This is a genomic window from Humibacillus xanthopallidus (genome assembly GCF_006716675.1).
GTDB classification, from domain to species: domain Bacteria; phylum Actinomycetota; class Actinomycetes; order Actinomycetales; family Dermatophilaceae; genus Humibacillus; species Humibacillus xanthopallidus_B.
This window is the reverse complement of sequence record NZ_VFPM01000002.1, coordinates 1,284,213-1,304,190: the sequence shown is the minus strand read 5'-3', so window position 1 is coordinate 1,304,190 and position 19,978 is coordinate 1,284,213. Positions and strand designations below refer to the sequence as shown.

Annotated in this window: 17 protein-coding genes; 3 read left to right on the top strand and 14 right to left on the bottom strand. The window is 72.6% G+C overall.

Going from position 1 to position 19,978, the window contains the following annotated elements; all coding sequences use genetic code 11:
- Window positions 1–3 precede the first annotated feature (3 nt).
- The 4 genes from FBY41_RS13925 to FBY41_RS13910 form a co-directional block, all read right to left on the bottom strand.
- Window positions 4–1,050, bottom strand: coding sequence for an ABC transporter ATP-binding protein (locus FBY41_RS13925; RefSeq protein WP_141844806.1), 1,047 nt, complete (start codon window positions 1,048–1,050; stop codon window positions 4–6).
- The gene (locus FBY41_RS13920) at window positions 1,047–2,690 is read right to left on the bottom strand and encodes an ABC transporter permease (protein WP_260439769.1); all 1,644 of its coding nucleotides are present in this window, start codon (window positions 2,688–2,690) and stop codon (window positions 1,047–1,049) included. The genes FBY41_RS13925 and FBY41_RS13920 overlap by 4 nt, the downstream gene beginning before the upstream one ends.
- A gap of 47 nt (window positions 2,691–2,737) precedes the next feature.
- Window positions 2,738–3,820, bottom strand: coding sequence for an extracellular solute-binding protein (locus tag FBY41_RS13915; protein WP_141844805.1), 1,083 nt, complete (start codon window positions 3,818–3,820; stop codon window positions 2,738–2,740).
- A 238-nt stretch (window positions 3,821–4,058) separates the two neighbouring features.
- Entirely contained in the window at window positions 4,059–5,273 is a 1,215-nt protein-coding gene (locus FBY41_RS13910) for an MFS transporter (protein ID WP_141844804.1), read from the bottom strand.
- A gap of 125 nt (window positions 5,274–5,398) precedes the next feature.
- Between FBY41_RS13910 and FBY41_RS13905 the strand changes: the two genes are divergently transcribed.
- Window positions 5,399–6,010: a type II toxin-antitoxin system PemK/MazF family toxin gene (locus tag FBY41_RS13905; RefSeq protein ID WP_141844803.1), complete on the top strand. Its 612-nt coding sequence runs from the start codon at window positions 5,399–5,401 to the stop codon at window positions 6,008–6,010.
- An 88-nt stretch (window positions 6,011–6,098) separates the two neighbouring features.
- Here FBY41_RS13905 and rpsT read toward each other — a convergent pair whose 3' ends face one another.
- The 3 genes from rpsT to FBY41_RS13890 form a co-directional block, all read right to left on the bottom strand.
- Complete coding sequence (gene rpsT / locus FBY41_RS13900) at window positions 6,099–6,359, bottom strand: 30S ribosomal protein S20 (RefSeq protein WP_141844802.1); 261 nt, start codon at window positions 6,357–6,359, stop codon at window positions 6,099–6,101.
- 225 nt (window positions 6,360–6,584) lie between these two features.
- Window positions 6,585–7,550 carry a DNA polymerase III subunit delta gene (holA, locus tag FBY41_RS13895; protein ID WP_141844801.1) on the bottom strand — a complete coding sequence of 322 codons (966 nt, stop codon included), beginning with the start codon at window positions 7,548–7,550 and terminating at the stop codon, window positions 6,585–6,587.
- A 69-nt stretch (window positions 7,551–7,619) separates the two neighbouring features.
- A complete protein-coding gene (locus FBY41_RS13890) occupies window positions 7,620–9,860 on the bottom strand; it encodes an ATP-dependent DNA helicase (RefSeq protein WP_141844800.1) in 2,241 nt (746 codons plus the stop codon).
- 200 nt (window positions 9,861–10,060) lie between these two features.
- Between FBY41_RS13890 and FBY41_RS13885 the strand changes: the two genes are divergently transcribed.
- Window positions 10,061–11,764 carry a formate--tetrahydrofolate ligase gene (locus FBY41_RS13885; protein WP_141844799.1) on the top strand — a complete coding sequence of 568 codons (1,704 nt, stop codon included), beginning with the start codon at window positions 10,061–10,063 and terminating at the stop codon, window positions 11,762–11,764.
- A 6-nt stretch (window positions 11,765–11,770) separates the two neighbouring features.
- On the opposite strand, the gene FBY41_RS13880 is transcribed toward FBY41_RS13885, so the two are convergent.
- Complete coding sequence (locus FBY41_RS13880; protein WP_141844798.1) at window positions 11,771–12,865, bottom strand: GNAT family N-acetyltransferase; 1,095 nt, start codon at window positions 12,863–12,865, stop codon at window positions 11,771–11,773.
- A gap of 142 nt (window positions 12,866–13,007) precedes the next feature.
- A complete protein-coding gene (gene hflX / locus FBY41_RS13875) occupies window positions 13,008–14,525 on the bottom strand; it encodes a GTPase HflX (RefSeq protein WP_141844797.1) in 1,518 nt (505 codons plus the stop codon).
- A 117-nt stretch (window positions 14,526–14,642) separates the two neighbouring features.
- On the opposite strand from hflX, the gene FBY41_RS13870 reads away from it, so the two are divergent.
- A complete protein-coding gene (locus FBY41_RS13870; protein ID WP_141844796.1) occupies window positions 14,643–15,254 on the top strand; it encodes a class I SAM-dependent methyltransferase in 612 nt (203 codons plus the stop codon).
- A gap of 31 nt (window positions 15,255–15,285) precedes the next feature.
- Here the strand turns inward: FBY41_RS13870 and dapF are convergent, their stop codons facing one another.
- From dapF to def, 5 genes are all read right to left on the bottom strand, one after another.
- On the bottom strand, window positions 15,286–16,137 hold the full coding sequence (gene dapF / locus FBY41_RS13865) for a diaminopimelate epimerase (protein WP_141844795.1): 852 nt from the start codon (window positions 16,135–16,137) through the stop codon (window positions 15,286–15,288).
- The gene (locus tag FBY41_RS13860; RefSeq protein WP_141844794.1) at window positions 16,134–17,900 is read right to left on the bottom strand and encodes a SulP family inorganic anion transporter; all 1,767 of its coding nucleotides are present in this window, start codon (window positions 17,898–17,900) and stop codon (window positions 16,134–16,136) included. The genes dapF and FBY41_RS13860 overlap by 4 nt, the downstream gene beginning before the upstream one ends.
- The gene (locus FBY41_RS13855) at window positions 17,897–18,232 is read right to left on the bottom strand and encodes an ArsR/SmtB family transcription factor (protein WP_141819491.1); all 336 of its coding nucleotides are present in this window, start codon (window positions 18,230–18,232) and stop codon (window positions 17,897–17,899) included. Before FBY41_RS13855 ends, FBY41_RS13860 begins: the two co-directional genes overlap by 4 nt.
- Window positions 18,233–18,348: 116 nt before the next feature.
- Window positions 18,349–19,314 carry a tRNA (adenosine(37)-N6)-dimethylallyltransferase MiaA gene (gene miaA / locus FBY41_RS13850; protein WP_141844793.1) on the bottom strand — a complete coding sequence of 322 codons (966 nt, stop codon included), beginning with the start codon at window positions 19,312–19,314 and terminating at the stop codon, window positions 18,349–18,351.
- Window positions 19,311–19,940, bottom strand: coding sequence for a peptide deformylase (gene def, locus FBY41_RS13845; RefSeq protein WP_141844792.1), 630 nt, complete (start codon window positions 19,938–19,940; stop codon window positions 19,311–19,313). Before def ends, miaA begins: the two co-directional genes overlap by 4 nt.
- Between the last annotated feature and the right edge of the window lie 38 nt (window positions 19,941–19,978).

Genomic DNA, 19,978 nt, shown 5'->3' with positions numbered 1-19,978 from the left:
CGGTCAGCGGGGGTAGGCGAGGGCGGGGCCGATGACGCGCACCGCCACGTCGTCACCCGGCCGCAGCGGAGCCTGCGAGCGGGCGGCGAGGCGCAGGGCGGGCCGGGTCTCGGTGAGGGTGAGCCGCACGATCGAGTCGTGACCCTGGAAGACGACGTCGTCGACGTGAGCCCGGTGACCGTGGCGCTCGAGGCGGCCGTCGACCCGGATCTGCTCCGGCCGCAAGGCCGCGAGCACGGGGCCGTCGGGCACGTCGGCAGCGCCGTGCAGCGGCAGGAGGCCGAGCGCCGTCTCGACGGTCGCGCCCGCCTTCGTGCCCGGCAGCTCGACGAGGTCGCCCACGAAGCGCGCGACGACGAGGTCGGCGGGCCGCTGGTAGACCTCGGCGGGGGTGCCGTGCATGAGGACGCGCCCCCGGTCCATGACGGCGACGGAATCGGCCATCGACAGCGCCTCCTCCTGGTCGTGGGTGACGATGACCGCGGTCGCCCCGATGGCACGGAGCACGCCGCGGACCTCCGTGCGCACCTGGGTGCGCAGGCCCGCGTCGAGGGCCGAGAACGGTTCGTCGAGCACGACGACGCCCGGGCTCGGAGCCAGCGCCCGGGCGAGCGCGACCCGCTGCTGCTGGCCACCGGAGAGCTCGTCGGGACGGCGGTCGCCATGGCCCTCGAGGCCGACGAGCGCGAGCATCTCCTCGACCCGCTCGGCAGTCGCTCGGTCGCGCCGGCGGCCAGGAAGGCCGAACGCGACGTTGGCGGCGACGTCGAGATGCGGGAAGAGGGCCCCCTCCTGCGGCACGATCGCGACTCCGCGCCGCTCCGGCGCGACATGGGTGCCCGGCGCCTCCACGGTCGTGCCGCCCACGGCGATGGTGCCGGCGTCGGGTCGCACGAAGCCGGCAACGACCCGAAGGAGCGTCGTCTTGCCGCAGCCGGAGGGTCCGAGCACGGCCGTGAGGTGGCCACCGGCCACCGTGAGGTCGACGGCGTCGAGCGCCGTCGTCGCACCGAACGCCTTGGTCACGCCCTCCAGCGTCACGGTGCTCACAGGACACTCCTTCGTTGCGGATCACTCTGGGGTTCAACGACGTTCGCGAGAGACGGAGTGGCAGTGTGGGATCGTGGTGGCCTGACGGGCGCGAGCAGACCAGCGGACTCAGCCGGCCCCTCGAGTCCCGCGGACTCAGCGGACTCAGCGGGCTCGATCGACTCGCCGAGGCGGCCCTGGGCGTGCATGAGCCACAGCGTCGGCGCCACAGCGAGCGCGACGAGCGCGAGAGCGTAGGGAGCCGCGGCGGCATACGCGGCGACCCCCGTCTCGGTCCAGAGGCTCGTGGCCAGGGTGTTGGAGCCGGTCGGGCGCAGCAGCAGGGTGGCCGGTAGCTCCTTCATGATCGTCAGCAGGACGAGCGCCGTGCCTGCCGCGACCCCCGGCCCGGCGAGCGGCAGGGTGACCCGCCGCAGCACGTCGAGCGGGCGGCTGCCGAGCGAGCGGGCGACCTCCTCGACCCGGGGCGAGCTCATCGCGACGGACGCACGCACGGCACCGACGCCCGCGGGGAGGAAGAGGACGGCATACGCGATGAGGAGCAGCGGGGTGCGCTGGTAGATCGGCTGGGCGACGCGGACCCCGAAGAAGACGAGAGCGAGGGCGACGACGATGCCCGGCAGGGCGTGACCCGCCCAGGCGCCGAGCTCGATGGCAGAGGTCGCGCGCGAGCGGTGCCGGGCCGCGAGCACTCCGATCGGCACGGCGATGGCCATCGTGACGAGGGCGCCGAGCAGCGCCAGCAGCAGGGTCGTGCCGGTGCTCGTCACGAGCCGGTCCACGTCGACGCCGGCGGAGAGCCCCGTGACGAACCAGTAGACGAGGGAGGCGAGCGGGAAGGCCAGAGCGACCCCGACGACCGCGACGACGGCCGCGGTCGCCCCGCTCGCGGCGAGCCGCCCCAGCTGCAGCGGCTCGGAGCGGCGCGAGAGGCCCGATCCCACCCGGGTCTGCTCGAGGCCGCCGCGGCTGCGACGCTCCCCCAGCGCGATGAGCACGGTGAGGACGACGAGCAGCAGCGAGAGGACGGCGGCAGGCGTGCGGTCGAAGCTTGCGCGGTAGGAGGTGTGGATGACGCGGGTGAAGGCGTCGAACTGCAGCAGGGAGACGGCCCCGAAGTCGCTCAGCACATAGAGCGCGACGAGCAGACCGCCCGATGCCGCAGCGGGCCAGACCTGGCGCACGGTGACCGTGAGGAACGTGCGCCCCGGGCCGCGGCCGAGGCTGCGGGCCACCTCCTCCTGTGCCGGGTCGACGCCCCGCATCGCGGCGACCACGGGCAGGAAGACGTAGGGGTAGGTACACGCGGTGAGCACGAGGGTCGCGCCGACGAAGCCGCGCGCCCACGGGGCCGCCGCGACCCAGGCGAAGGCTGCGACGTAGCTCGGAACGGCGAGCGGCAGAGCGAGCAGCACGGCGAAGAGCCGCCGGCCGGGCAGGGTCGTGCGCGTGACAAGGGCTGCGAGCCCCACGCCGAGGACGAGGCAGAGCGTCGTCACCGTGCCGACGAGGGCGAGACTTCGGCCGACGAGCTCGAGGGTGCCCGGGCGGGCGAGGATCGCCCCCACCCGGTCGCCGGCCTCGACGGTGCGCACGACGAGGTAGCCGAGCGGCAGGAGCGCGAGGAGCGCTCCTGCCACCGACGGGACGACGAGCCAGAGTGGGGCCCGCCCGGCGTCGCGCGTGCTCAGGTGAGTCCCACCTCGCCGAGGAGGGCGAGCGTGCGGTCGAGCGAGTCGAGCTTGTTGAGGTCGACACTCGAGCTGCGCAGGTCCTTGAGCGCGGGCAGACCGGCGGGCGCGGGGGTGCCGTCGACGACGGGGTACTCGAACGTCGTCTCGGCGAAGTACTTCTGCGCCTCCGGGCCAAGGAGGTAGGACACCGCCTTGGTCGCGGCCTCCTTCTGGTCCGTGCCCTTGAGCACGCCGACTCCGGCGACGTTGATGAGGGCGCCCGGGTCGTCCGAGCCGAGGAAGCGGATCTTCGCCGTGACGGCGGACTCGCCCTTCTCGGCGGCCTTCTCGAACCAGTAGTAGTGGTTGATGAGCCCGAGCGAGACCTCGCCCTTGTCGACGCCGTCGAGCACGGCGACGTTGCTGTCGTAGGCCTTGGGCTCGTTGGCGCGGAAGCGCTCGAGCCACGCCCGGGCACCATCCTCGCCCTTGGTGACGCGCAGCGCCGTGACGAAGGCATGGAAGGAGGCGTTCGACGGCGCGAAGCCCACCTTGCCCTTGTACCTCGGGTCGAGCACCGCGTCGATGGTCGTCATCTGCGCCGCCTCCGGAGCCTGCTCCGGGTGGTAGGCGACGACCCGGGCCCGCGCCGAGGTGCCGACCCAGAGGTCGGCGGGGTCGGCGTAGCCGTCGACGACCGTGTCGGTGACCGCCGGGTCGAGGGTCTCGAGCCGCCCGGCCGCGCCGAGGGCCCCGAGGGCGCCGGCATCCTGGCTGAAGAAGAGGTCGGCCTTGGTGGCGTCGCCCTCCTCCAGCAGCTGCGCGGCGAGCTCGCTGGAGCCGGCGTAGCGCACGCTCACCGTGACGCCGGTCGCGGCCGCCAGCTGGTCGAGCAGGGGCGAGACGAGCTTCTCGTTGCGGCCGCTGTAGATGACGAGGTCACCGTCGGAGGCCGCTGCCCCCGTCGAGGACCCGGCGGCACCGGTCGCGCCGGAGGCGGGTTGGTTCGCGGAGCCGCCACAGGCCGCGAGGGCGAGGACGGCGCTGGCCGCGAGGGCGGTGACGAGCAGGGGGGTGCGTCGGCGACGGAGGTTCACGAGCTGGCTCCCGGTGTCAGGGGTCGAGGGCAGGGCGGATCGGCCGCCGAGTCGGGTGACAGGTGTGAGTTGCTCCGGACTCGCTGGCCTCACCACCTCGGTGAGTTAGGCAAGCCTCACCTTATTTGCGAGCTGCCGCCACGCCAAATCCCGTCCACCGGGGGCCGTGAGGCCCGGGGGCACTGAGGGCCGGGGGCCACCGAGGACTACCGGGGACCACGCCGCCGGGTCCGGACGATCAGACGTTCGCGGTCTCGACCTGCCGCGCGGCGGGACGCGCGACGTGAGCGCGGCGCTCGAGCGCCGCTGAGAGCACGGCCACCCCGACACCGAGGACCGCGAGGCCGGCGCCCACGAGGCTGGGCGCGCCGTAGCCCCAGCCGGCGGCGAGCACGAGCGAGCCGAGCCAGGCCCCGAGGGCGTTGGCCATGTTGAGCGTCGAGTGGTTGAGCGCAGCCGCGAGCGACTGCCCCTCGTGGGCGACGTCCATGAGGCGCGTCTGGAGCAGCGGCACGACGATCGATGGCAGCACCCCGAGCACGAAGACCATGACGACTGCCAGCCACAGCACCTGCGCGGCCCAGCCGAAGACCGCGAGCAGGGCCCCCACGAGCGACAGCGCGATGATGATGCCCTTGAGCACCCCGACCCGGTTGGCGACGCGCCCGCTGAGGACCATTCCGGTGACCATGCCGATGCCGTATGCCGCGAGGACCCACGGGATGTAGCTCTCGTCGAGCCCGGCGAGCTCGGTCATCGTCGGCGTGATGTAGGAGTACATCGCGAACATGCCGCCGAAGCCGACGACGCCGATGAGCAGGGCGAGCCACACCTGCAGGCGACGGAGGGAGCGCATCTCCGAGCGCATCGACTCCTCGCCGCTCGGGCTCTGGTGGGGCAGGAAGACGCCGATCGCGGCGACCGTCACGACCGCGACGAGGCCGACGACGAGGTAGGGCAGGTGCCACGAGTAGCGCTGGCCGAGAAGGGTCGCAAGGGGCACGCCGATGACGTTGGCGACCCCGAGGCCACCGAGCAGCGTCGCCACCGCAGCCGTGCGCCGCTGGTGTGACACGAGCGAGGCCGCGACGACCGACCCGATGCCGAAGAAGGCGCCGTGCGGGATTCCGGCGAGGAAGCGCGCAGCCATGACGGTCGGGTAGGTGTCGGCAAACGCGATCGCGATGTGCGCCACGGCGAAGAAGCCCATGAGCCCCATGAGCAGTCCCTTGCGCGGCATCTTCGCCGCCATGACGGCGATGAGCGGGGCGCCGATGACGACTCCGAGGGCGTAGGCCGAGACGTAGTGACCGGCCGTCGCGATGTCGACCCCGGTGCCCTCGGCGATCTGCGGCAGCAGTCCCATCGTGACGAACTCCGTCGTGCCGATGGCGAAGCCGCCCAGCGCGAGGGCGAGGATGGCGAAGGTCGTGCGTCGTGCGGCGGGGCTCACGGTGGGTTCTCCGGGTTCGGGGCTGTGCGTGGCAGTGCCGGGGGCACTGGGAGCGGACAGGATGGATCGCCGTCGACCCGGGCTCAGACCCAAACGGTAACGGTGGCGCGGTTACGGTGATTCCCATGTCTGCCCTCGACCGCCTCCTCCAGGGCCTGCGCAACGCCCTGCGCGGCCCCCGCACCCCGCCCGCTCGCGGCCCGAAGCCGGGATCGAGGCCGGGCTCGCGGCCGGGCTCGCGGCCAACGAGCCCGCCGGGCGCCCAAGGAGCCCAAGGAGCCCAGGGCCCCCAGGGCACCCAGGGCACCCGGACCGACGGAGGCGACCGGACGGCATACCCCGGGGATGCCACGACGCTGCCCGACATGACGTACTCCCCCGCGCCGGACGGCAACCCCGACCCGGGCGAGATCGTGTGGACGTGGGTGCCCTACGAGGAGGACCACACCCAGGGCAAGGACCGGCCCGTGCTCATCATCGGGCGCGAGGCCGAGTGGCTCGTCGCGCTGCCGCTGACGAGCAGGGACCACGACGTCGACGAGCAGCAGGAGCGCCGCTCGGGGCGGGAGTGGGTCGACATCGGCACGGGCGACTGGGACCGGCGTGGCCGGCCGAGCGAGGTGCGGGTCAACCGGCTCGTTCGGGTCGACCCGCAGGGGGTGCGCCGCGAGGGTGCGGTGCTCCCCCGTGACCGCTACGAGCGCGTCATCGCGGCGGCCCGCGCCCAGCGGCGCTGAACACCTCCGCGCGCCTCACGCTCGCCGGACGCAGTTCGGGCCCGCCACCCGAGGGTGACGGGCCCGAACAGGGCTGGTGCGTGACGCGTCAGAGCGCCGCGGCCTTCTTCGCCATGGCCGACTTCTTGTTGGCGGCCTGGTTGGCGTGGATGACGCCCTTCGAGACAGCCTTGTCGAGCTTCGTCGAAGCGACCTTCAGGGCGTCGGAGGCGGCGTCCTTGTCACCGGAGGCAGCGGCCTCACGGAACTTGCGGATCCACGTGCGGAGCTCGCTCTTGACGGCCTTGTTGCGCTCGGTGCGCTTCTCGTTCGTCTTGATGCGCTTGAGCTGCGACTTGATGTTTGCCACGTTGAGAGTTTCTTTCGTTCGGTCGGATGGTTGCCGTTAGAGGGCGGCAAAGCAGCTCGGGACCGGGCGTGGGGCACCCTGCGTGAGCCGCTCTGGGTAGAGCCTGCATACGCGCACGACCAAGAGCGCGCACGCAAGGGTCAAAGTTACCAGTGGCTCCGCTCCCCTCCAAACCGGCGCCGCCACCGGGTCAAGGCACCCGCGGGCGTATGCCGCCGCGCCCGGTCAGCTCGCCGCGCGGGCTCGCGCGATGGTGAGGATGGCGCGCTCGACGGCATAGACCGGGTCTCGGCCCCCGCCCTTGACCTCGTGGTCGGCCGCGGCGATGGCCTGCACGGCGACGGCGAGACCGTCGGCGCTCCAGTGCCCGACGGCCCGGCGCGCCTTGTCGACCTGCCACGGGGCCATCCCGAGGCTCTTGGCGAGCTGGGCCGAGCTGCCCCGCCCGGCTGAGCCGACCTTGACGAGCTGGCGCAGCTGCGAGGCGATGACCGCGACGATCGGCACGGGGTCGACCCCAGAGGCGATCGCGTGCCGGAGCAGCCGCAACGCCTCGCCGGCCTGGCCGGCGACGGTCGCGTCGGCGACCCGGAAGCCGGTCGCCTCGACCTTGCCGCCGTGGTAGGTGTCGACGACGGCGTCGTCGACGGTGCCCTCGGTGTCGGAGACGAGCTGCGAGCAGGCGCTCGCGAGCTCGCGGAGGTCCTTGCCGACCGCCTCGACGAGGGCGCGCACGCCCTCGCTCGTGATCTTGCGGTGGGCGGCCGCGAACTCCTTCATGACGAAGTCGGTCTTGTCGCGGTCGGTCTTGACCGCCGGGCAGTCGATGACGCGTGCACCCGACTTCTTCATCGTGTCGAGGACCTTCTTGCCGCGCATGCCGCCGCCGTGCGCGACGACGAGCAGCAGGTCGGGGTCGGGGGTCGCGACGAGCGTCAGCAGGTCGGCCTGCATCTCCTCGGGCGCCTCGTGCACGCCGGTGACGACGATCGCCTTGACGCCACCGAAGAGCGACGGGCTCGCGTGCATCTGCAGGGCGCCTGCCTCGTAGGTGCTCGGCTCGAGACGGATGACCTCGAGGTCGGGCTCGGCCGCGCGGGCGCTCGCGACGACCCCGGAGACGGCGCGCTCGACGAGGAACTCCTCGGGTCCGGTGACGAGCACGAGCGAGGATGCGGCCGGGTCGGTCATGGCAACACCCTGCCACGCGCCCCCGACACCCCGACCACTGCCGCCACCCGCGGTGTGTCCCTGGCGTGCTCAGTCGAAGAGGGCCCCGGAGGCGAGGTTGAGGTCGAGCTGCTCGAGGCGGGCTGCGATGGTCTCCTCGCTCAGCTCGAAGTGGTCGACGAGCTCCTCCAGCTGCATGCCGGACTCGGCCGCATCGCGCAGCTCCTCGTCCTGCTCGTCGGTCCACGCGTGCCCGGACGTGACGGCGCTGCGAGACGACTCGGCGACGGGCGGCGGGCCCGCGACGGGCCGCGGGTGCTCGGTGCCGTCGGCGTCGGCGCGCGCTCCGGTCAGTGACCGCAGTGCGGGCTCCTCGACGGCCACCGGCGGTGGTGCGGTGGCGTCGAGGCGAGCGAGGGCGGCGAGCACCATCGCCGTGTCGGTCGTGGGATAGAAGGGCGGCAGCGAGCGCTGGAGGAAGCCGGCATACCGGGCCGTCATCATCCGGGAGTCGAGGAAGGCGACGACCCCGCGGTCGTCGGCCCGCCGCACGAGTCGACCCGCCCCTTGAGCGAGGCGCAGCGCCGCGTGGGTCGCCGACACGGCCATGAAGCCGTTGCCGCCCATGCGGGCGATCGCCTGCGAGCGGGCGGACGCCAGCGGGTCATCGGGGCGCGGGAACGGGATGCGGTCGATGATGACGAGCTGGCACGAGGACCCCGGCACGTCGACGCCCTGCCACAGGGTCAGCGTGCCGAAGAGGCACGTGCGCGGGTCACGGGCGAACTGGCGCACGAGGGTCGTGATCTGGTCCTCGCCCTGGCAGAGGACCGGGATGTCGTCGCCGAACCGGGCCCTCATGACCTCGGCGGCCGTCTGCGCCGCACGCATCGAGGAGAAGAGCCCCAGGGTGCGTCCGCCGGCGGCCCGGACCAGCGCCTCGATCTCGTCGAGCGTGTCGTCGCCGGCGCCGTCGCGACCCGGAGGCGGCAGGTGGGCGGCGACGTAGGCGATGGCCTGCTTCGGGTAGTCGAACGGGCTGCCGACGTCGAGCCCCTGCCACGCCGGAGCGCCCTCGCCCCGCAGGCCGATGGTGCCGGCGACGGCATCGAAGGTGCCGCCGAGCTCGAGGGTCGCCGACGTCAGCACGACCGTGCGGCCCTCGAAGACCTTGTCGCGCACGAGCATCGCGACACTCATCGGGGCGACGCGCAGGACCGGGCCGCGGCGCTGGTCGCGATTCAGCCAGACGACGTCGAGCTCGCGCTCCTCGAGGATGCGCTCGGCGTTCTCCTGCACCTCGTCGACGGCGGCGCGGGCGACCTGGCGCGCCCCGTCGGCCTCCTGCCCGGGCGGCGGCTTGAGGTCGCTCTGCACCGTGCGCGCCGTGTCGCGCACGCGAGCGAGTGCGAGTCCCACCGAGTCGGGCACGCCGAGCATCCGGCCCTCCTCGAGCGGCTCGAGGGCTGCCGCGAGCAGCTCTCCCGCCTCCTCGAGCGCCGGGCCGTTCTCGGACATGCGACCCGCCTTGCGGGCGGCCGTCATGACCATGGCGCCGGTGAGCTCGTCGGTGATGGTCGCGGTCACGCGGTCGACGAGCTCGTGGGCCTCGTCGACGACGAGCACGTCGTGCTCGGGCAGCATCTGGCGGCCCTCGAAGGAGTCGATGGCCATGAAGGAGTGGTTGGTGACGATGACGTCGACGTCCTTGGCGGCCTCGCGCGCCCGCTCGACGAAGCACTCGGCGACGAGCGGGCACTTGCCGCCCATGCACTCGTGCGCCGATACCGACACCTGCCGCCAGGCTCGCTCCGAGACGCCGGGGACGAGCTCGTCACGGTCACCGGAGTCCGTGCTCGAGGCCCACTCGCGCAGTCGGACGACCTCCTGGCCGAGCCGTCCCACCGCGGCGTCGACCTGACCGACGCCGAAGAGCCCCTCCTCGTCGTCGGGGAAGCCGCCCTCGAGCTTGTTGAGGCACACGTAGTTGCGCCGACCCTTGACGAGCGCGTAGGTCGGGCGACGTCCGAGCACGGGTGCGAGGGCGTCGGCGACGCGGGGCATGTCGCGGTCGACGATCTGGGCCTGCAGCGCGAGCGTGGCGGTCGCGACGACAGCGGGCTTGCCCGCCTCGAACGCGTGAGCCACGGCCGGCACGAGGTAGGCGAGCGACTTGCCGGTGCCCGTGCCCGCCTGCACGAGCAGGTGCTCGCGCGCGTCGATCGAGCGGGCGACGGCCCGCGCCATCTCGACCTGGCCGGGCCGCTCGGCGCCCCCGACCCCCGACACCGCGGCGTGGAGGAGGTCGTCGAGCACGGGTCGCTGGGGCATTGGATCAGGGTATGCCGACGCGCCTTCGCTCCGCCCCCGTGGACCCCCACCCTGTGGACCCGCGCACGGGCCGGGCGCCGGTGCCTGCCGCCTCGGGACCGGCGGAGCGCGCCGTCGATCGTCCCGACTGGGCTCGACATCACACTCGTCATTGCGGCGATTCTGTTGTGTGAGCGCAGATCCGGGAGTTGTATCGACCCATGAGTGCATCGCTGCCCACCGACCTCGAGATCGCGCACGCGGCGACCCTGCGTCCGCTCGTCGACGTCGGGTCCGACCTCGGACTGACCGAGGACCAGCTCGAGCCCTGGGGGCGTGACGTCGCGAAGATCGACCTCGCGGTCCTCGACGAGCCGGACGCGGGCCACCGGGCGAAGTACGTCGTCGTCACGGCGATCACTCCGACGCCTCTCGGGGAGGGCAAGACGACGACGTCGGTGGGTCTCGCGCAGGCGCTCGGGCGCCTCGACAAGCGCGCGGTCGTCGCCCTCCGGCAGCCGTCGATGGGCCCGACCTTCGGCATCAAGGGCGGCGCGGCGGGCGGGGGCTACAGCCAGGTCGTGCCGATGGAGCGCCTCAACCTGCACCTGACCGGCGACTTCCACGCCGTGACGGCCGCGCACAACCTGCTCTCGGCGATGATCGACAACCACCTGCACCACGGCAACAAGCTCGGCATCGACGTCCGCAACATCACCTGGCGCCGCGTCCTCGACGTCAACGACCGGGCGCTGCGCACCGTCATCGTCGGCATCGGTGCCCGCGAGGACGGTCTCGTGCGCCAGACCGGCTTCGACATCACGGCGGCCAGTGAGGTCATGGTGCTGCTCACGCTCGCCACCTCGCTCGAGGACCTGCGGCTGAGGCTGGGGCGGATCGTCGTCGCCTACACCGTCGAGGGCAAGAGCGTGACGGCCGACGACCTGCAGGCCGCGGGCGCGATGTCGGTCATCCTGCGCGACGCCCTCAAGCCCAACCTCCTCCAGACCCTCGAGGGGGGGCCGGCCATCATCCACTGCGGGCCCTTCGGCAACATCGCGACCGGCACCTCCTCGGTGATCGCCGACCTCGTGGGCGTGCGCGGCAGCGACTACGTCATCACCGAGGCCGGCTTCGGCGCCGACATGGGCGCCGAGCGCTTCTTCAACGTCAAGTGCCGGGTCAGCGGGCTCGTGCCCGACGCCGCGGTGCTCGTCGCCACGGTGCGCGCCCTCAAGGCGCACTCCGGACGCTGGGTGATCAAGCCCGGCAAGCCGCTGCCCGAGGGTCTGCTCGCCGAGAGTCCCGACGACGTGCGCTCGGGGCTGCCCAACCTGCGCAAGCACATCGAGATCATCCAGCGCTTCGGTATCGCGCCCGTCGTCGCGATCAACGCCTTCCCGACCGACTTCGACTCCGAGCACGCGGTCATCCAGCAGCTGTGCGACGAGCTCGGGGTGCGGTGCGCCGTCACGACGCATGTCGCCGACGGAGGCGCCGGCGCGCTCGAGCTCGCACGCGTCGTCACCGAGGCGGCGGAGGAGCCCAACGACTTCCGCTTCCTCTACCCGCTCGAGATGCCGCTCACGGAGAAGATCGAGACGGTCGCCCGCGAGGTCTACGGCGCCGACGGCATCGACGTGAGCCCGTCCGCTGCCAAGGCCCTCGCAGAGTACGAGCGGCTCGGCTTCGGCACCCTGCCCGTCGTCATCGCCAAGACCCACCTGTCGATCTCCTCGAGCCCCTCGCTCAAGGGTGCGCCGACCGGCTGGCGGCTCCCGGTCCGTGAGGTGCGCGCAGCGGTCGGAGCCGGCTACGTCTACGCGATCTGCGGAGACATGCGCACGATGCCCGGGCTCCCGAAGTCGCCCAACGCCGAGCGCATCGACCTCACCGAGGACGGCTCGATCGTCGGCCTGTCCTGACCCGTCTCAGCGAAGCGGTGCACCGTCGACCCGGCGGGCCATCGCCACGTCGTCGCGGTAGTCGCTCTCGGTCAGCTTGAGGCCGCGCGGAACGCGCCCGACCTCGCTCCAGCCGGCCCGCCCGTAGAACTCCCCGAGGCCGAGGCCATCGCGGTAGTCGAGGCGCAGCAGCTCGACGTGGGGCAGCTCGAGTCGCGCGATGCCGACCATGCCCGCGAGCAGGACCCGGCCGAGGTTGCGGCCCTGGATCGCCGGCTCGACCATGAGCCGCTTCAGACCCGCGACGTGCTCGTAGGGGAAGCCGAGCGCGTGCTCCCAGAGGCCGATGCCGCGCACGGGGCCCCCGGGATCGGTGCGGGAGCCCGCCGGCGCGTGCACCGGAGCTGCCGGCTCGCGCAGGACGCAGAGCAGGCTGCGGCCGGCGCGGACGTCGCCCAGGTGACGGTCGAGCGCTGCCGCGACCTCGTCGCGCGGCGCCCCCGGCAGGAACCCGACCGAGCCGCCGGCGTCGTTCACCCGGACCCAGAGGTCGATGACGTCGTCGCGCAGCGCGTCGGCCGCCGCTGCGGACACCGCTGCGACGCGGGGCGCCTCGAGGTAGAGCATCGGCTCGCCGTCGGGGTCGTCGCGCGGAGCCCGTGTGCCACAGGCGAAGAGGCCCGAGCGCTCGGCCGTGCGCCTGGACGCCGTGTTGACCTCGTCGACCATCGCCGTGACGAGCGAGGCAGGACGGTGCTCGACCCCCCAGGCCACGACCGCACGCGCGATCTCGAGCCCGAGACCACGGCCCAGCCGGTCGAAGGCGAGGCGGTAGTAGAGGTTCAGGGCAGAGACATCGGAGTCCCTGTGCCGCAGGCCCGCCCACCCGATGACCTCGCCGGTGGCACGGTCGACGACGGCGGCATACCCCAGCTCGTCACGCTCCCAGTCGGAGAGGTCAGCCGACAGTCGCGCGCGGCAGCCCTCCGGCGTCGGCATGCTTGCCGGTGCGTGCGCATAGGTGCGCGGGTCGGTGTGCAGGCGGACGTAGTCGTCGAGGTCGTCGGCCCTCGGGCGACGCAGGACGAGCCGCTCCGTCGTCAACCAGACGGGGTCGCTCACGATGGCCGCCGTCCGGGAGGGAGGCGGCCACAGGGTCCGTCGAGGTGCATGAGCCCATCCTCACCGACGCCACCGACAGCACCACCCCGACAAGCCGAAGGGCCCCGCGGCGGGGGCCCTTCGGGTCGGGGAGACGCCGAGGTCAGCTGGCGACGACGGCGTATGCCGCGAGGTCGGCCTCGATGATCGGCGTCACCTTCGCGCGCAGCCGGGTCCCGTCGGCCACGTGCTCGCTCTCGAGGATCTCGCCCTCCTCGTGGATCCGGGAGATGAGGTCGCCGCGGTCGTAGGGCACGAGCACCTCGACCTCGATGTCGGGCTTGGGCAGCTCGCGGGCGATGAGCTCGCGCAGCTCGTCGAGCCCCGCGCCGGTGCGAGCCGACACGGTGACGCAGTGCTTCTCGTGCCGGCGCAGCCGGGCGAGCACCTCCGGGTCGGCGATGTCGGCCTTGTTGACGACGATGATCTCCTTGAGCTGGTCACCGCCGACCTCCGCGAGCACCTCGCGCACCGCGGAGATCTGGCCCTCGGGGTCGGGGTGCGACCCGTCGACGACGTGCAGGAGAAGGTCGGAGTCACCGACCTCCTCGAGCGTCGAGCGGAACGCCTCGACGAGCTGGTGCGGCAGGCTCCGGACGAAGCCGACGGTGTCGGCCAGCGTGTAGACGCGGCCGTCGGCGGTCTCGGTGCGACGCACCGTCGGGTCGAGGGTGGCGAAGAGCTGGTTCTCGACGAGCACACCGGCGCCGGTGAGGCGGTTGAGCAGCGAGCTCTTGCCGGCGTTGGTGTAGCCGGCGATGGCGACGGAGGGCACACCTCCCGCGTGACGCGAGTGCCGGCGCGTGTCGCGGCTCGTCTTCATGCCCTTGATGTCGCGGCGCAGCTTGGCGATCTTCGTGTTGATGCGGCGACGGTCGAGCTCGATCTTCGTCTCACCGGGGCCACGCGAGCCGATGCCCTCACCGCCGGCGACGCGGCCACCGGCCTGTCGGGACATCGACTCACCCCAGCCACGCAGGCGCGGGAGGAGGTACTGCAGCTGCGCCAGCTCGACCTGGGCGCGGCCCTCGCGGCTCTTGGCGTGCTGGGCGAAGATGTCGAGGATCAGCGCGGTGCGGTCGATGACCTTGACCTTGACGACGTCCTCGAGGGCGCGGCGCTGGCTCGGTGCCAGCTCGCCGTCGCAGATGACGGTGTCAGCACCCTCCTCGACGACGATGTCGCGCAGCTCGAGCGCCTTGCCCTTGCCGAGCCAGGTCGCCGGGTCGGGCTTCTGGCGACGCTGCACGACGCCCTCGAGCACGGTCGAGCCGGCCGTCTCGGCGAGGGCCGCGAGCTCACGGATGGAGTTCTCGGCGTCGTCGGCGCTGCCCTCGGTCCACACACCGGCGAGCACCACGCGCTCGAGGCGCAGCTGGCGGTACTCGACCTCGGTGACGTCCTCGAGCTCGGTCGAGAGGCCCTGGACGCGGCGCAGCGCGGCGCGCTCCTCGCGCTCGAGCTGGTCGCCGTCATAGAGCGGCAGCAGCGTCTCGTCGAGGTCGTCGTAGCCGTCGTGCGGGGCCTCGCCCAAGGCGTCGGCGCGGGTGGCGAGCAGGTCACGCTCGCGGGTCGTGTCACGGATGTCGCTGGTGGGGCGGTTGCTGTGGTTGGTCGTCATGTTCTCCCTATGGTCCCACTCGTCCAACGCCACGAGCCACCGGTTTGTGCCCGGGTCGGCACCTGCGCCGTGCGGGCCCGCCACCCGGATGGGTCCGGCCCGCTAGCGTGGGCGCCGATGAGCGAGCAGCCCGACCACTACTTCACTGCCGAGCCCGCATCACTCGAGGAGCGGCGCCACATCGCCGTGCAGCTCGACGGGCAGGCCGTGACGCTGACCACCGCCAAGGGCGTCTACTCCCCCGAGCGGCTCGACCCGGGCACGGCCGTCCTGCTCGCCGGCGCTCCCGATCCGAGTCCCACCGGCGACCTGCTCGATCTCGGCTGCGGCTGGGGGCCGATCGCCCTCACCCTCGCGCTGCGCTCCCCCGCCGCGCGGGTCTGGGGGGTCGACGTCAACCGCAGGGCCCTCGACCTCGCCCGCACCAACGCGGCCTCACTGGGCCTCGAGACGATCACCTTCTGCGAGCCGGACGAGGTGCCGGGCGACGTGCGCTTCGCGACGATCTGGTCCAACCCCCCGATCCACGTGGGCAAGGCCGCCCTGCACGCCCTGCTCGAGCGCTGGCTTCCCCGGCTGACCGACGACGGCGTCGCTCACCTCGTCGTGCAGAGGCACCTCGGCTCCGACTCGCTCCAGAAGTGGATCAACGCGCAGGACTGGGGCCTGCGGTGCACGCGCCTGTCGTCGGCCAAGGCCTTCCGCATCCTCGAGGTCCGCCGAGCCTGACGCCGACGTGCCACCGCCTCCAGGGGTGCGGTCAGAGCGGGAAGTCCCCGTCGGCCACGAGCTCGGCCGGGCCCGCGAGCTCGACGCGCTGGCCGGCGAGCGGGGTGACCGTCAGGCGGCCTCCGGGCACGTCGACGATCCACGGCGAGAGGTCCTCGACACCCGACCAGAAGCGCGTCGCGAGGGCGGCCGCCGCGGCGCCCGTGCCGCACGACCGAGTCTCGCCGACGCCGCGCTCGTGCACGCGCATCGCGATGTGACCGGGCCCCTCCGCCCGCACGAACTCGACGTTGGCCCCACCGGTCGGCTCGGGGTGCAGCTCGGGCGCCTCGGTGAGGTCGAGGTTCTCGAGGGCGATGCCCTCCGGGAGCATGACGACAGCGTGCGGGTTGCCGAGGTCGAGCGAGAGCGCGGGCACCGGCTTGCCGTGACGCGGCTTCACCATGACGTCGAAGCCGTCGCGGCGCGCCCCCTCCTCGTCGACGAGGCGCCACGGACCCAGGTCGATGGCATACCCCTCCTCGGTGACGCGAACGGTCTTGACCCCGGCCCGCGTCGCGATGCTGAACGAGCTGCCGAAGACGAGCCCCTCACGGCGCAGGAAGGCCGCGAAGACGCGCGTGCCGTTGCCGCACATCTCGGCGAGGGAGCCGTCGGCGTTGCGGTAGTCCATGAACCACTCCGCCTCGGGCGCGAGCGCCCGCACCGTGTCGTCGGTGGCGAACCGGGTGCGCACGACACGGATGACGCCGTCGGCGCCGATGCCCGCGTGCCGGTCGGCCATGCGCTGCACCTGGGCGGGAGTGAGCTCGAGCGAGCCCTCGAGGTCGGCGACGAGGATGAAGTCGTTCTCGGTGCCGTGGCCCTTGGTGAAGCGCGTCATGCCGGCCATTCTCCGGTATGCCGTCCGGCCGGGCTCGCGGGGTCCACCCGGTCGGTCTCGGGCGGGGTCGTCGCCGGATCGTGGGCGACCCGCGCCGCGTGCACGCGCGCGTGCTCGATCGCGGCGGGCGTCGTCGCGAAGAGGTGCTTCTCGTGCGCCAGACCGTCGTAGACCCCGAGCTCACGGAGGATCCGCTCGTGCTGGGGGCGCACCCCCGAGAGCAGCACCGAGACGCCCCGTGCCTCGAGCCGCGAGATCGTGTCGGCGAGGACAGTGGCACCCGTGGCGTCGACGACGGTCACTCGCGACATGCGCAGGACGACGACGCGAACGTCACTCACCTCGGTGAGCTCGAGGAGGAAGTCGTGCGCGGCGCCGAAGAAGATCGGCCCGTCGATGCGGTAGGCGACGATGTGCTCGTCGAGCAGCGCGCGCTCCTCGTCGCCGTGGTCGCTCTCGTCGAGGGGCACCTCCTCGAGCCGGGCAGAGGCTGCGGCCTGTCTGAGGACGAAGAAGCCGGCCATGACCAGTCCGATGAGCACGGCCATGACGAGGTCGAGCAGGACCGTCGCCGCAGCCGTCCCGATGAGGACGAGTGCATCCCCCCGCGAGGAGCGCAGCAGGGCGCCGAGGCTCGAGACCCGGACCATCTGCACCGCGGTCGCGACGAGAACTCCGGCCAGGGCGGCGGTGGGGATCATCGCCACCCACCGGGAGGCCACGAGCACGATGAGGAGGAGGACGGCCGCGTGCGTGAGCGCGGCGAGCCTCGACGCCGCTCCTGCTCGCACGTTGACCGCCGTGCGCGCGATGGCCGCGGTGGCGGGGATGCCGCCGAAGAGCGGCGCCGCGAGGTTGGCGAGACCCTGCCCGACGAGCTCACGGTCGGAGTCGTGCCGTTGCCCCACGCTCATCGCATCGGACACGGTGGCGGAGAGCAGGCTCTCGAGCGCAGCGAGGGCCGCGACCGCGACGGCGGGCAGCAGGAGCGAGCTGAGGTCGGACACTGCCATCGACGGCAGCGAGGGGGCCGGCAGGCCGGCGGGTACCGCACCGATGGTGGCGATCCCGAGGCCGAGGACAGAGTTGGCGACGCTCGCGAGCACGACGACGACGAGCGCCCACGGCAGACCCGGGCGCAGGCGCGCCAGCCCGAGCACCCCGGCCACGACGGCGGCCGCGACGACGAGCGAGGGCCACGCCGGGTGCGACGCCCAGTCACCGACTGCTCCCAGCGCCTGGCCGAGCACCTTCTCCCCATCCGCGTGCACCCCCAGGGCCGCAGGCACCTGCTGGAGCAGGATGATCGCGGCGATCCCGAGGGTGAAGCCCTCGACGACGGGCACGGGCACGTAGCGGATGTAGCGGCCCGCACCCACGTAGCCGAGCGCCATGAGCACGACACCGGCCATGAGCCCGACGACGAGGACGCCGTGCGGACCGTACGTCGCGATGATGGGGACGAGGACGACGGTCATCGCACCGGTCGGCCCGCTCACCTGCACCCGGCTGCCCCCGAAGACCGCCGCGACGGCGCCCGCGACGACGGCCGTGACGAGCCCCGCCGTGGCTCCCATCCCGGAGCTCACTCCGAAGCCGAGGGCGAGGGGCAGCGCGACGAGGCCGACCATGAGGCCTGCAGGCAGGTCCCGCCCGAGCCGCACCGAGGCCCAGTCGGACCTGCGCGGAGCCAGAGCCTGCAGCCGCCGCGCCTGCCGCAGCGTCCAGGCCCGGACCCCCTGCGCGTCGAGCTCGAGCGTCATGAGCCGGCCGTCGGGCTGAGCTCGGACTCGAGCTCGCCCTGGGCAGCGATGATGCCGGAGAGGATGCGCCGGGCGGCGAGGAGGAGGTCGCGAACCTCAGGAACGCTGACCGAGTAGACCACCTCACCCCCGACCCGCGTCGACGTGACGAGCGACGTGCGCCGCAGGACGGCGAGCTGCTGCGACAGGCTGCTCGGCTCGATGTCGATGCGGTCGAGCAGCTCGTGCACGGCGTGGTCCCGCTCCGAGAGCAGCTCGAGGATCCGGATGCGAGCCGGGTGGCCGAGCGTCTTGAAGAACTCGGCCTTTGCCTGGTAGAGCGGCACACTCATGGGACGACCCTTCGATGTGAACCTTTTCAGTTGCACACTTTATCAAGTCATGAGGTGGGCACGGGACCCGGTGGCCCCGAATGACGACGCGCACCCGGTGGGCGCGTGCCAGCGGGTCACGAAACGCGCAGCACGCGGAGGGCTTCGCCCAGCACCCTGGCCCCGTCGCCGTCGGTCGCGTCGAGCCAGACGATGCGGGGGTCAGGGCGGAACCACGACTCCTGTCGTCGCGCGTAGCGACGGGTCGCCTGCGCGGTGTCGGCCCTCGCCTGCGCCTCGTCGAGGTCACCGTCGATGACGGCGATGGCCTGGCTGTAGCCGATGGCACGCGAGGCGGTGACGCCGTCGCGCAGGCCGCGCGCGAGCAGGCCCTCGGTCTCCTCGCGCAACCCGGTCTCCCACATGATCGCGACCCGCCGGTCGATGCGCTCGTCGAGCACCGCCCGATCCACCCGTAGGCCGAGCATGACTGCAGGAGAGACGAACTCGCGTCTGGGCATCGAGGCGCTGAAGGGTCGTCCGGTGATCTCGATGACCTCGAGGGCGCGCACGACGCGGCGGACGTTGCCCGGCAGGATCTGCGCGGCTGCCTCCGGATCGCTCTCGCGGAGGCGGCGGTGCAGCTCTGCACCGCCGACGCGCTCGGCCTCCCTCTCCAGTCGCTCCCGGACCTCGGGGTCGGTCGGCGGGATGTCGAGCCGGTCCAGCGCGGCGCGGACGTAGAGGCCGGAACCTCCGACGAGGACGGCGCGGTTGGCGCGTGCAGCGATCGAGGCGAGGTCGGACCGGGCGGCCTGCTGGTAGGCGGCGACGGTCGCCTCCTGCGTCACCTCGAGGACGTCGAGCTGGTGGTGGGGAATGCCACGACGCTCGGCGAGCGGCAGCTTGGCGGTGCCGATGTCCATCCCCCGATAGAGCTGCATCGCGTCGGCGTTGACGATCTCGGCGCCGAGCCGCTCGGCGAGGTCGAGCGCCAGTGCGGACTTGCCGGTGGCGGTGGCGCCGACGACGGCGATCGTCGGGGCGGCTTCGCTCTCGCCCGGGGCGCCGGGACCCGGCGGCCCCGGCTCGGGCGCGGTCACCCGGCGAGCTCTCCCGAGTGGCCGTCCGCGTGCGCGACCTCGACGGTGTCGTCGTCATGACCGAACGGGTCCTCGTCGACCCCGGGCATCCACGAGTGCCCGGGCTTGCCCCAGCCGTTGCGCTTGACGGCCTTGCGGGCCTTCTTCGACTGCCGGTCGTCGAGGCGGTCGACGTAGAGCGTGCCGTTGAGGTGGTCGTACTCGTGCTGCATGCACCGTGCGAACCACCCGGTCGCGTCGAACTCGACGCGGTTGCCGTCGACGTCGAGGCCGACCACGTGGGCCCGGTCGGCCCGCTTGAGCGGGAAGGCCTCGCCGGGGACGGAGAGGCAGCCCTCGGTCTCCTCGTCGGGGTTCGGGCGCTCCTGCGGGATGCGCGAGGTCGTCACCGTCGGGTTGACGAGGTGACCCTGCTCGGGCACCCCGTCGTCGTTGGCCATCTTCCAGATGAAGACTCGCAGGCCGACGCCGATCTGCGGGGCTGCGAGGCCGACGCCGTTGGCCGCGACGTTCGTCTCGTACATGTCCTCGACGAGGGTGCGGAGCTCGTCGTCGAAGTCGGTCACGAGGGCGGCCGCACGGTGCAGGACGGGCTCACCGGTGATGACGATGGGGCGCACGGTCATGCGCCAAGTCAAGCACGAGGCCGCGAGCGCCTCCGAAT